The following is an 11,671-nucleotide window of genomic DNA, read 5'->3' as shown; positions in this document are numbered from 1 at the left end:
GACACGCTAACCATCGGCCGCTTGGAGACGGCCCGCAACGACGGGGCAGACCTGGCCGGGAAGCCAGACCCAGACATACGCTTCGCTGGGGCGATCTTCGGATCTGGCGCCAGCCTCAGAAATCGTCATCGGCCTCGATCCGCGGGGCGCGTACGGAGCGCGGCATCAGGGCGAGGATCGTCCGGTTGGTATCGATGGTCGCCGCCAGTCCGGCCTGGTCTGTGTCGAACAGGCGCACGCCCACGATGGCGGCCGTCTCGAAGACGGCCCCGATGGCACAGCCCGGATCGCCCTTCTCGATGCGCTGGACCAGGCCTCTCGAAAGGCCCGCGCGCTCGGCCAGTTCCGCAGCCGTCATATTCCGCTCGAGCCGGGCCCGGCGGATCAACTGGCCCAGCAACACTCCGGCGTCACCGGCGTAGCGGGAATAGGCGCGGTTCGCGAGCTTCGTCATTGTCGGCGCGCATGATCCGTAAACAGTTCATGGGTCGGCTTTGCGATCTATTTATGGATCATTCTGGGAATCTGCAACCCGTTCGTCAATTGAACCGGAAATCCTCCCAGATCAGCCGCTCGCGCGGCAGGCCGGCGGCCAGGAACTGCCGGACCATGTCGCCCACGAACTCCGGCCGGCCACACAGCATGACGGCATAGTCGTCGAGCGGGTGAACGGCGGCCATCACCTGGGCCGCCGTCAGCCGGCCGCGGTCCGGCGTGATCCACAGGTCGTAGTCGATCCAGGAGTCCGCCTTCAGCACGCCGTCGCGGATCTCGGCGTCGTAGGGGGCATTTTCGGCGTCGCGCACGACGTACCACAGCCAGATGCGGCGGAAGTCGTCGTTGGTCATCTCGAAGCGCAGCATGCCGAGGAAGGGCGTGATGCCGATGCCGGCGCCCAGGCAGACCAGCCGGCGATATCCCGCATAGCGGTGCGGGGTGAAGCTGCCGAAGGGGCCGAAGACCTCGATCGGCTCCCCCGCCGGCAGGCTCGCCAGCGACCGGGTGAAGTCGCCCAGCATGCGTACCGACAGCCGCAGGTTGCGCTCGGCCGGCGAGGACGAGATCGAGAACGGGTGCAGCTCGCCCCCGGTCGCAGCGTCGCCCGGGCGGCGGATGAAGACGAAGGTGCCGGGCTCATAGATCATCCGCCGGTCGCGCGGACGCAGCACCAGGTCGATGGTGTCGCCCGATCGCGGCTCGACACGCTCAACCTTGTAGCGGAAGCGCGGCGCCAGCCAGCGATGGAAGACGACGCGATAGGCCCAGCTTGCCATCCCCACCAGGACCAGCAGCCACATCCAGAAGCGCAGCGGCTCGAAGGCGAGGATGGTGGAGCCTTCGAGCAGCGAATGGGCCGACGCGCCGAGGAAGATCGGCCCCATGAAGCCATGGAGCGACAGCCAGCCCTCGTAGCGCAGGCGCCTGGTGTAGGCGAGCGCCGTCCAGGCCAGCAGGGCGTAGAGGACGATGGCATCGAAGGTGCGCGCGTCGGGCGACCAGAACGGCACCACCAGATCGCCGATCGACGCGCCCATCTGGATGGTGGGCGGGATGTAGAAGGCGACATGGGCGACGATGAGCGAGACCGCGATCGGCCCGAGGCGACGGTGCAGGCGCACCGCGCGGTCCAGCCCGCCGAACATCGGCTCGATCATGCGGCTGCGCGCCGTCGCCAGCAGGATGACGGCCAGCAGCGTGATCGCCCAGGCGGCGACCAGCATGCCGGGGCCGCGCCAGGGCCACAGCGGGCCGTCGTCGGCCATGCCGGCGCGGCCCACCGCCCACAGGCCGGTGGTGACCAGCAGCGCCCCCAGCACCACCCACCAGCCGGGCGACACGGTGGCGATTCGGCCGGGCCGGCGTGTGGCCCCGTTCCCTGGCGTGGCGGCGCGTTCGGCCGCCGGTCTGGCGACCGTCATGATGCTGGCTTGCCTTGGCTGTCGCTACGGATGGCGACGCGGGCTAGCGATCGAGCAGCGCCGCGTCGACCGGCACCTGATAACCGTTCGCGAGGCGGTTTGTCTCGTTCGCCATGCCGACGACTGCCAGCAGCTCGCCATGCTGGGCATCGCTCATCCCGGCCTTGCGGGCGGCCGCCTCGTGCGAGCGGATGCAATAGGTGCAGCCGTTGGTGATGCTGACGGCCAGGAAGATCATCTCCTTGGTCAGCACGTCGACCGCGCCCGGCGCCATCACCTCCTTCAGGCTGTCCCAGGTGCGGCGCAGGGTGGCCGGGTGGTTGGCCGCCATCTTCCAGAAATTGTTGACGTCGGGCACGCCGCGGGTCTGCTGGATGTCGTCATAGACGGCCTGCACCTCGGGCGTGGCATCGGCATGGTCGATCGGCTTCATCGGCGGATATCCCCTGGAGGCGGCCGGCCCGGCCGCCCGCCATGCCTACCGACCGCGGCGGCGGAACGGAACCCCCGTCGCTACGCCGTCACGCCGCCGCACGCTCCGCCGCCAGGACGCAGCGCGCCATCCGGCCGCTGCCGAAGCGGTGCTCGGGCGGCGGCTGGTCGCATTCGGCCTGGGCATGGCGGCAGCGCGGCGCGAAGGAACAGCCGACCGGCGCGGTCGCCAGCGCTGGCGGGGCACCCGGGATGGCATCCAGCCGGCGCCCGCGCATCGACCCATGCACGGTCGAGGCAAGCAGCCCTTGCGTGTAGGGGTGGACCGGCCGGCGGACGATGTCGGCCAGCGGCCCCGTCTCCACCACCCGGCCGGCATACATGACCGCCAGGCGCGACGACACCTCGACCGCCACGCCGACATCGTGGGTAACGAAGATCACCCCCAGCCCGAGGTCCTTCTGCAACTGCGCCAGCAGCAGCAGGACCTGGATCTGCACCGTGGCGTCGAGTGCCGTCGTCGGCTCGTCGGCCAGCAGCAGCTTGGGTCGGCAGGCGAGCGCCAGCGCGATCATCGCCCGCTGGCGCATGCCCCCCGACATCTCGTGCGGATAGGCGCGCAGGCGCTCCGCCGCCGATGGAATGCGCACCAGCTCCAGCAGTTCCTTGGCGCGCGCCATGGCGGCCGCCTCGCCGACGCCCTCGTGGCGGATGATCGTCTCGGCGATCTGGCGGCCGACGGTATAGACCGGGTCGAAGCTGGTCGCCGGCTCCTGGAAGATCATCGAGATGCTCTTGCCACGCAGGCGCGAGAAGGCCGCGTCGGGCAGGCCCAGCAGTTCCTTGCCCTCGAACAGGATCTGGCCCTGGTAGCGCGTGCGCCGCGGCGGCAGCAGGCCCAGGATGGCCCGCAGGGTGACGCTCTTGCCCGATCCGGACTCGCCGAGGATGCCCAGCACCTCGCCCGCCGCCAGGTCGAAATTGATGCCGTTCACGGCATGGACGGTGCGGTCGCGCCCTTCGAAGCGGACATGCAGGTCGCGGATCGACAGCAGCGTGGTCATCCCCGCCCCCCTTCAGGCCGCGAGCCGGGCGCGGCCGTGGCCGGACGCCGGGTCGTTCATGTGGCAGGCGACCAGATGGCCGGCGCCGGCGCCGTCCACCAGCGGTGGCTCGACCCTGGCGCACACATCCTCGGCAAAGGTGCAGCGGGTGCGGAAGCGGCAGCCGGACGGCGGGTTGATCGGGTTCGGCGGGTCGCCCACGATCGGTGCCTCGCGCGTCTTCAGGTCCGGGTCCATGGAGGGGCGGGACGCCAGGAGCGCGCGCGTGTAGGGGTGGCGGGCATCGCCATAGATCACCTCGACCGGCCCGATCTCCACCACCTTGCCCAGATACATCACCATCACCTCGTCGCTGATGTAGTGGACGACGTTCAGGTCATGGCTGATGAAGAGGTAGGTCAGGTCGAACTGTTCCTTCAGCTCGGCCAGCAGGTTCAGCACCTGCGCCTCGACCGACTTGTCGAGGGCCGAGACCGCCTCGTCGAGGATGAGCAGGCGCGGCCCCAGGGCCAGCGCGCGGGCGATGTTCACCCGCTGGCGCTGGCCGCCCGAGAGCTCGTGCGGATAGCGCCGCTGGAACTGCACGGGGTCGAGGCCGACGCGCGCCAGAAGGTCGGCCGCCTGGGCGCGGGCGGCCTTGGGTGCCGCCCCATGCGAGACCGGGCCGAAGGCGATCGTCTCCAGGATGGTCAGGCGCGGGTTGAGCGAGGCGTAGCTGTCCTGGAAGACCATCTGCATCTGCCGGCGCATGGCCCGCACCGACAGGCCGTCATGGGCGCCGACCGCCTCGCCGTCGAAGATGATGTCGCCGGCATCGGGCTCCACCAGGTGCATCAGCAGCCGGGCGGTGGTCGACTTGCCGCAGCCGCTTTCGCCCACCACCCCCAGCGTGCCGCCCTTGGGCAGGGTGAAGGACACGTCGTCGACCGCGCGCACCACCGGCCGCGGGCCGCTGGCCAGCATCGGTTTCTTCAGGGGGAAATGCTTGCGCAGGCCGCTGACGATCAGCAGCGGTTGCGCCGGTCCGCCCCGGTCCTCGACCTTTCGCATCCCGCCCGCCCTCCTGGCTGTCTGCCAGGGGACGAGGCAAGGCGCGTGCCAGGATCAGCTTTACTGGACGGGCGGGATCGCGGTCAGGTCGCGACGGGCGCCGCTGATGGTGATGGTGAAGCCGGCGATCACGTCGATCAGGGTCATGACCGTCAGCAGGAAGAAGGTCGAGGTACCGGCGAACGGCACCACGATCAGCTCCACCAGGCAGACGAGCAGCAGGCCCAGCGACAGCGTGTGGTCGGCGATGGACACGGTGGTGGTCCGCGTGGCCTTGCTCAGCTCGCCATACAGCAGCAGCAGCCCGGCCAGCATCAGCGCGTCCTTCACCTGGAAGGTGAAGGGCGACCCGGACAACAGGCCGATGCTGAAGAGCGTGCTGTCCAGCAGCTCGACCCCGATCGCGGCCACGATGTTGTAGGCCACCACGACGAAGGCGAGCAGCGGTACATATCGGATCACCTGGATCATGGCGGCATCCCTGAGAGGATCGGCGGCTGGACCGCCTGATTATCACGAACCGCGGGCGGGCAGAAGGCGCCGCCGTTCTGATGGCGACCCGCCCTTGACGAGCCGCGCCTTCCAATCGCTATGCTCGGGCCCAAGGTCGCCCGGGGGGCAGCAAAGGAGTTCAGCATGTTCGATCTGCTCGTCCGCGGCGGCACCCTCGTCGACGGCACCGGTGCTGCCGGCCGCACGGCCGACGTGGCGGTGACCGACGGCCGCATCGTCGAGGTCGGGCGCGTGTCGGGCGTGGCGCGCCGCACGGTCGATGCCGACGGCCTGCTGGTGACGCCCGGCTTCGTCGACATCCACACCCACTATGACGGGCAGGCGACCTGGGATTCGTACCTGTCGCCGTCCTCGCTGCATGGGGTGACGACCACCGTCTTCGGCAATTGCGGCGTCGGCTTCGCGCCGATGCGGCCGGAGTCGAAGGACCACCTGATCCGGCTGATGGAGGGGGTCGAGGACATCCCGGGCACAGTCCTGTCCGAGGGCGTGCCCTTCAACTGGGAATCCTTCCCCGAATATCTCGACGTGCTGGGCGGACGTTCCTACGCCATGGACATCGGCGCGCTGATGCCGCACGGCGTGCTGCGCTTCTATGTCATGGGCGAGCGCGGGTTCGACCACAGCCAGCGCCCGACCGAGTCCGAGGCCGCGACCATGGCGCGCCTGCTGGAGGAATCGCTTGGGGCCGGCGCCTTCGGGCTCAGCACGTCGCGCACCATCAAGCACAAGGCGAGCGACGGCACGCTGACGCCCAGCCTGTCGGCCGACGAGCCGGAACTGCATGCCCTGGCGCTCGCCATGAAGCGCGCCGGGCGGGGCGTCTTCGAGGTCAATTCCGACTTCGGTCCCGGCGAGTTCGAGATCCTGCGCAGCTTCTGCCGGGTTTCCGGCCAGCCGATGTCGTGGCTGATCGTGCAGGTCGACCGGGCGCCCGGCCTTTGGCGCGAGACGATGGACCAGATCCATGCCGCCCGCGCCGAGGGCCACGACGTCACCGCCCAGGTCGGCTGCCGGCCGATCGGCATGCTGATGGGGCTGGAAACCTCGATCAACCCCTTCACCGGCCACCCGGTGTGGGAAAATGCCCTGCGCGGGCTCCATCCGACCAAGCGGTTTGGCGCCATCATGGCCGACCCCGCACTGCGCCGGGCACTGGTGGCCGAGGTGCCGGACACCGCCGACGCGCGCAACATGGCCCGCATGCTGGAGCGCGCGACCCTGCTGACCGAGCCCGTCGACCTGGAGCCCGATATCGCCAACAGCGTGGCGGCCCAGGCCCGCCGGCAGCAGCGCAACCCGTGGGAACTGGCGCTCGACCTGATGCTGTCCGAGGGCGGCCATGCCCTGCTGCTCTATCCGTTCGAGAACTACAGCGCCGGCAACTCCGATGTCATCGCCGAGATGCTGGCGGACGAGGCATCCGTGATCGGCGTGGCCGATGGCGGCGCCCATGTCGGCCTCATCTGCGACGCCAGCGCCCCCACCTACCTCTTGTCCTACTGGGCGCGCGACCGCACCCGCGGGCGGCGCTTCCCGCTCGAATACGTCGTCCGCAAGCACACCCTCGACACGGCGCGGGTCTATGGCCTGACCGACCGCGGCGTGATCGCACCCGGCATGAAGGCCGACCTCAACATCATCGACTTCGAGCGGCTGGCGCTACGCAAGACCGAGGTCGTGCACGACCTGCCGGCCGGCGGCTCGCGCCTGCTGCAGAAGGCGCGCGGCTATCGCCACACCTTCGTGTCCGGGCTGGAGACGCTGCGGAACGACGAATACACGGGCGAACTGCCCGGCCGGCTGATGCGCTAATTGGCTGTTGAACACGGTTCTTTACAGATAGGTGATTGGACAACTCCGTGGGCAGCGGAATTGAATTGGGTCAACCGGAGGGCAATTTGACGTCCAACGAGAATTTCCTGGTTGGCGAGCCATTCGTTGGAGTCGCAGGCGCTACTGAAGAGTCCGTAGCCACTGAAGATTCCGACGGGGGTGATATTTCCGGCACTTACGCGGCCGAAAACCCAGTTGTCGACTGCTCAAGAGCGACAGGGTCGCCAGCGCGGCGCCGCACCTGCTCGACAGTCGGGTATGAAAATCGAGTTTGAAAGCCGTAGCAGCGATTGAACCGCCATATGCGGTGTCAACGCAGCGCCGGTAATTGATCACTCCTTGATCGAGCCACTCCCAGCGGCTAAATTAGCGATATGAAAAGCGACGCGATCAAGAATGCATCAAGTCTCGACGTCCTTCGTGATGCTGTCGAGCGGCTGCGCGCCGATGGGCCGGCAGCTGTAGGCACTCGTGTAGGGGCTGTACTCGCTGATCGCATCCGCGCAGCGATTGAGTCTGCGGACAATATCTCAATTAACGCGCTAGCTGACCAGCTCGCCAGCTTCTACCGTGATCTCTTTGCAGCCGTGTCGCCTGCTGCGCGGGATGCAGCCCGGGGGGCTCCCGGACAAGATGATACCGCGGCCGCATTTCTCCTCGGCCAAGCCGCCTTCGCGCATCTCCTAGCAGCGCGCACGTTCGACCGGCGCGCCGATGATCGCTTTTTGCATACGATTCGCAACAAACGCTACGAACGCTACGTACGAGCCTTGCAGCACCAGCCGCTCAATGGTCTTCGTTTGGGCGAAATAGTCAGGGAGCGCGAAGAAACAGTAAGCCGCAAACTGGCCGTTCTACGCCAGCTCGGCATCGTTACGGCACGCAAAGAGGGTACATCGGTCATTAATATTCTGACACCAGCGGCTCTTGGTGTGCTCGAGCATTTTGGAATTGCTCCATTAGCAATGAGTAGTACACAGACAATTGAAGTTAAGAAAGCAGTGAACGAATTGCATATTGAACTTGCTCCGCATCTTCAGAGAGCTCCCTCCTTTGGTGATCTGGCGAATTTCTCCCGACGACGAGTCGCCTAATGGCACGGGTTTCAGGGCGATCGGGCTCAATTACGACATTCTTTTCCTACAAAGGGGGCGTTGGACGGACCATGGCCCTCGCCAATGTAGGCTTTCTCGCGGCCATGGCGGGCAAGCGCGTCCTGCTTATGGACTGGGACCTTGAGGCTCCTGGTCTTGCTTATTATTTTCGTGGAATGACAGACCATGCGGATTCCCGACGTATCCGGACGGCCGATGGTATTCTGGATCTTTTTTGGATATGGACCAGCGGGATCCGCAGCGCCAAAAGTAAAACTGCGCTCGATGAGCATGTTAGGACGTTTCGCAGCGGTGCGCTATTCGACCAATGCACTCGCTCGCTCGTTTCTGAGTTGCGCCTGCCCGATGGAGCACGACTAGACTTCATAGGGGCTGGTTCTCCAACGATTAGAGCGCCCGACCTAGTGCCCTATGCCGATGCCTTAGCCCGGTTCAGTTGGACCGACTTCTTTGAGCAAAGCGCGGGCGGCATCATGATCGAAGCGCTGCGAAACTGGTGTCGTGACAGTTACGACGTGATTCTCGTCGACAGCCGCACCGGTCTCGCAGATGTTGCTGGCATCTGCACGATGCAGCTTCCGGATGCTGTCTTGCTTTGCTTCGTTCTAAATCGGCAAAATATTGAAGGAATTTCCCAAGTCGCCACAGCAGTGAAGGGTAGTCGAGGCGACGCCGTACAATTGCGTATCTGCCCAATGCGTGTATCCCAGGATCGTCCTACGGAGGAAGCTGACGCGCGCGCTCGGGCACACCGGCACCTTCAGCGTGCCGGGCTAGATCTCGGCGCAGTCGAAGCCGATATGGAACGTATTGCCATACCGGTGGCTGGAAATGTGCCATTCTACGAGACGTTAGCTCCATTTTCCGCCAGTGACCCGGCGCACGACGTTCTGACGCTCGCCTATCAAACTCTAACCGAGACCTTGACTGGGGTCGAGCTCTACCGTCCCAAAATCGACTCTGCTTGGCGCGAGCAAGTACGCCGTCGGCTGGAGCCCAAGCTTACCACTGTCGAATATCTAAAGAGCCTTGAGCACGCTGACCCAGGACGTGCTCGCGAGGAAATTGACCGGTACCTCTTGGGTGCAATTGACGCCGATCCAGCGGTCGAACTGGACCGTGATTACGTAGAGGCATTGGTCAGCGCCGCCTTTTCCATTGCCGCACTTTCCTGGGATTCTGACTCGAAGGATTCTGAGGTCGAAGCCAAGGAAGTCGCAAAGAACGCAGTTGATCTGCTGCGCCGACTCAACGCTTTAAGCGACGGTGACTGGCGGCTCCGCCTCGTTGACGCACTTGAGGATCTCGATGTCTATTTCGGTAGCCGCGATGCTGGCGGGCGCTATGCCGAGCTCGACGACATTCTCGAAGCGGGCCCACAAGACCTCGAAATTCTCCAGCGCCGAATTAGCCTCACCCTCAGCGAGGCGCGCAGCCAGGCACAAGGGCGGTCGACCCAATCTCTACGAATGACTGACAAGGCCCGAAGTCTGCTCGACGCTATGCGCGAGCTAGCCGACGCCGACGCTGCAGTGCTCGCACTCGCTGAAGGAGAGATAGGCGATGTGCGATCTGCCGTTCTCATGAAGAGCAATCCGAGTGCGGCCCGCCGTGAGGCGCTGCTAGCGCTCGACGCTCTGTCCAAAGCGGCTGCGGGTATATCCGCAAGCACCATATCAGCAAGCCTACATCTGCGAATTGCCCGTGTGGAGAGCGCGGCCGCTGACGCCGAGCGCCATCTTCTTGAAGCGGCGAAAATCTGGCCGCGCTCTGTGGTTAGCGATATGCCGACCTACACTTGGGCAGTCGAGACCCTCCTCAACGGCCCAGATTTCGCGGCGGCCGCGCTTGCTTTCGTCAATTCCGTGTTTGGAACCACGCAGCGCCGAGTATCCGCACGCCGCCCCGTGCGTTCGTCTATCCCGATCATGCTCGACTCCCAGGAGGCTATTCGCTTCGCCACCACTACCGAACGGCTGGCACTTGCGGTTAGCGAAACGCGAAAAGGGAGCGCAGAAAGGGCCCTCGGCGCGCTTGCCGAAGTATCGGGGCAGGTACTCAGCCGGACCCTTCGCCGGCAGCTCTCCCGTCGTTCAGCGCGATCGTCTGCATCTGCACTAATTAAAAATTACGCCCATCTCCACGATACTCTGATTGCGGTTGGCGCCCCGAAGGGATCGCTCGATCTCCTATCTGAGGTCATCATCAGCTTTGACAGGCCTCGGTCCGAGGACACCTGATGACCACACTTGACGATCTTCGCTCGTCGGCCGAACCAGCGCAGCTGTTTCTCATCGCTTGGTCGGTGGCCATACGCCTTTCAGGCAACGCACTGTCGATGGCTAAAGCTTGCCCCGACGACGTCAAATTCGCGGTGGCTGACGCACTCACCCAGCATAACGGGGCCGATGCTGTCATCAAATGTTGCGCGGCGCTCAGAAAAATCTGGCCGGAAGGTGCTGCCGTCGGAATCCGGCAGCGGCAGGCGGGGCTTTTGCTACAACTCATGCGGGAGATCGACATCGCGATGGCTCACGTCCACCCGCGATCTCGTTTGCTACCTCCGTACTTCACCCGGCCCGCGGCGCCGGCCTGGGTCCGTGAAGCCGGCGAACGCCGGACCGCATATGGTGTCTATGCCCAAACTGACACGCACTTTCTCGTTCCTCGAGGTCCTTTCGCCCGGAACGCTCGCGGTCGTTTCCACGAGGGAGGGTTCAGCCTTCCAGACCAGTTCGGGTATCTTGGCTGCGGTGTTCGGCGCCTCGATCACGACTCGGGCACCGCGACCGTCCACATCCACGTTATTGATCAGGGCATTGCACGCGGTGTCCCGCCCCGCAAACGCAGTGAGGGGGCTGAGCGCGTCACCTTCGTTCCGCTCGCAGAGGCCTCAACCGATCTAGTGCCTCGTCTCCGAGAACTCGATGGAACTGCGGTGATCGATATCACCCAGGGCGGATCATTCCACCCGCTCGCATCCTTCACGCGCGCTGTCCGCGACGCGGCCGACAGCGACATGCTTTTGGCACCAGAGCTGACCATAGTCGCTAGCGACTTAGACGGATTTGCTCATGCGCTGGCTAGCGGGCCATCACCACGCCTAGTTGTGGCCGGCTCGGGACTTATGCCCGCTAGAGACCATGAGCCGCCCGTCAACGAAGCGGTAATGCTTAATGCTCTGGGCGCAACTTTGTGGCGTCATCGAAAGGTATGGGCCTATGGCATGAATAAGCCGACCTTCGAGCGCCTCGACCTGGGCGATTTACCCGACACGCAACAGTTAATGGAGAACATAACCTGTGGAGATACCTTCACTATTGCTGATGTCGATGGGCTAGGTCGCTGTCTTGTTCTGATTTGCCAGGATCTTATGATAGCGTCGCTACCTGCTCTTCTCCATTCCTGGCAGCCTGACTGGGTGTTCGTACCCATACTCGACACCGGCACGGGGATTGATCGGTGGTCGACTCATCGCGCGATCACGCTGTCATTCGAATCACAGGGGCACTTCTTGGTCTGCAGCAGCCTTACGATGGTGCACTGGCTCAAGGACAAATCGGCTGCGCCGGGCAAGGAGATCATGGCAGTGGCGATCGGGCCCGGACGCACTGCCGCTGCCGACAAAGGAAGCCATGCCCCGCTTGCTCGAGCCGAGGTCGCCTGCGAATCCAGTGTGATGAGACACGGCACCGTAGAGTGGCATGGGCTTAGGGGCTGGCTGGTGCGTCCGGCCAAGTAG

General features: G+C 65.0%; 10 protein-coding genes. 4 read left to right on the top strand and 6 right to left on the bottom strand.

The features are described from left to right. Positions 1-115: 115 nt before the first annotated feature. The 6 genes from STVA_RS07360 to STVA_RS07335 all read right to left on the bottom strand — a co-directional run bounded on the left by STVA_RS07360 (position 116) and on the right by STVA_RS07335 (position 4,936). Positions 116-454 carry a helix-turn-helix transcriptional regulator gene (locus STVA_RS07360; protein ID WP_123689258.1) on the bottom strand — a complete coding sequence of 113 codons (339 nt, stop codon included), beginning with the start codon at positions 452-454 and terminating at the stop codon, positions 116-118. An 85-nt stretch (positions 455-539) separates the two neighbouring features. Then, on the bottom strand, positions 540-1,919 hold the full coding sequence (locus STVA_RS07355) for a ferredoxin reductase family protein (RefSeq protein ID WP_123689259.1): 1,380 nt from the start codon (positions 1,917-1,919) through the stop codon (positions 540-542). Between the two features lie 43 nt (positions 1,920-1,962). Then, positions 1,963-2,352 (bottom strand): carboxymuconolactone decarboxylase family protein, encoded by a 390-nt coding sequence (locus STVA_RS07350; protein WP_123689260.1) that lies wholly within the window; start codon positions 2,350-2,352, stop codon positions 1,963-1,965. 88 nt (positions 2,353-2,440) lie between these two features. Further along, positions 2,441-3,415 carry an ABC transporter ATP-binding protein gene (locus STVA_RS07345; RefSeq protein ID WP_123689261.1) on the bottom strand — a complete coding sequence of 325 codons (975 nt, stop codon included), beginning with the start codon at positions 3,413-3,415 and terminating at the stop codon, positions 2,441-2,443. A 12-nt stretch (positions 3,416-3,427) separates the two neighbouring features. Beyond that, positions 3,428-4,465, bottom strand: a complete 1,038-nt coding sequence (locus tag STVA_RS07340; protein ID WP_123689262.1) for an ABC transporter ATP-binding protein — start codon at positions 4,463-4,465, stop codon at positions 3,428-3,430. A 60-nt stretch (positions 4,466-4,525) separates the two neighbouring features. Then, the gene (locus tag STVA_RS07335) at positions 4,526-4,936 is read right to left on the bottom strand and encodes a hypothetical protein (protein WP_197735812.1); all 411 of its coding nucleotides are present in this window, start codon (positions 4,934-4,936) and stop codon (positions 4,526-4,528) included. A gap of 165 nt (positions 4,937-5,101) precedes the next feature. On the opposite strand from STVA_RS07335, the gene STVA_RS07330 reads away from it, so the two are divergent. The 4 genes from STVA_RS07330 (at position 5,102) to STVA_RS07315 (ending at position 11,671) form a co-directional block, all read left to right on the top strand. Continuing rightward, positions 5,102-6,793: an N-acyl-D-amino-acid deacylase family protein gene (locus STVA_RS07330; protein ID WP_123689862.1), complete on the top strand. Its 1,692-nt coding sequence runs from the start codon at positions 5,102-5,104 to the stop codon at positions 6,791-6,793. 395 nt (positions 6,794-7,188) lie between these two features. Further along, complete coding sequence (locus STVA_RS07325) at positions 7,189-7,908, top strand: helix-turn-helix domain-containing protein (protein WP_142235696.1); 720 nt, start codon at positions 7,189-7,191, stop codon at positions 7,906-7,908. 71 nt (positions 7,909-7,979) lie between these two features. Beyond that, the gene (locus STVA_RS07320) at positions 7,980-10,169 is read left to right on the top strand and encodes a KGGVGR-motif variant AAA ATPase (RefSeq protein ID WP_170216409.1); all 2,190 of its coding nucleotides are present in this window, start codon (positions 7,980-7,982) and stop codon (positions 10,167-10,169) included. Beyond that, positions 10,169-11,671, top strand: coding sequence for a hypothetical protein (locus STVA_RS07315; RefSeq protein ID WP_142235695.1), 1,503 nt, complete (start codon positions 10,169-10,171; stop codon positions 11,669-11,671). The genes STVA_RS07320 and STVA_RS07315 overlap by 1 nt, the downstream gene beginning before the upstream one ends.

It is taken from the genome of Stella humosa (assembly GCF_006738645.1).
Taxonomy (GTDB): Bacteria; Pseudomonadota; Alphaproteobacteria; order ATCC43930; family Allostellaceae; genus Allostella; species Allostella humosa.
This window is presented reverse-complemented; position numbering and strand designations above follow the sequence as displayed.

What these genes read in the sequence shown, in the direction of transcription:
- STVA_RS07330 (WP_123689862.1), top strand. Translation starts at nt 5,102, where the DNA reads ATGTTCGATCTGCTCGTCCGCGGCGGCACCCTCGTCGACGGCACCGGT.
- STVA_RS07325 (WP_142235696.1), top strand. Translation starts at nt 7,189, where the DNA reads ATGAAAAGCGACGCGATCAAGAATGCATCAAGTCTCGACGTCCTTCGT.
- STVA_RS07345 (WP_123689261.1), bottom strand. Translation starts at nt 3,415, where the DNA reads ATGACCACGCTGCTGTCGATCCGCGACCTGCATGTCCGCTTCGAAGGG.
- STVA_RS07350 (WP_123689260.1), bottom strand. Translation starts at nt 2,352, where the DNA reads ATGAAGCCGATCGACCATGCCGATGCCACGCCCGAGGTGCAGGCCGTC.
- STVA_RS07320 (WP_170216409.1), top strand. Translation starts at nt 7,980, where the DNA reads ATGGCCCTCGCCAATGTAGGCTTTCTCGCGGCCATGGCGGGCAAGCGC.
- STVA_RS07315 (WP_142235695.1), top strand. Translation starts at nt 10,169, where the DNA reads ATGACCACACTTGACGATCTTCGCTCGTCGGCCGAACCAGCGCAGCTG.
- STVA_RS07340 (WP_123689262.1), bottom strand. Translation starts at nt 4,465, where the DNA reads ATGCGAAAGGTCGAGGACCGGGGCGGACCGGCGCAACCGCTGCTGATC.
- STVA_RS07355 (WP_123689259.1), bottom strand. Translation starts at nt 1,919, where the DNA reads ATGACGGTCGCCAGACCGGCGGCCGAACGCGCCGCCACGCCAGGGAAC.
- STVA_RS07360 (WP_123689258.1), bottom strand. Translation starts at nt 454, where the DNA reads ATGACGAAGCTCGCGAACCGCGCCTATTCCCGCTACGCCGGTGACGCC.
- STVA_RS07335 (WP_197735812.1), bottom strand. Translation starts at nt 4,936, where the DNA reads ATGATCCAGGTGATCCGATATGTACCGCTGCTCGCCTTCGTCGTGGTG.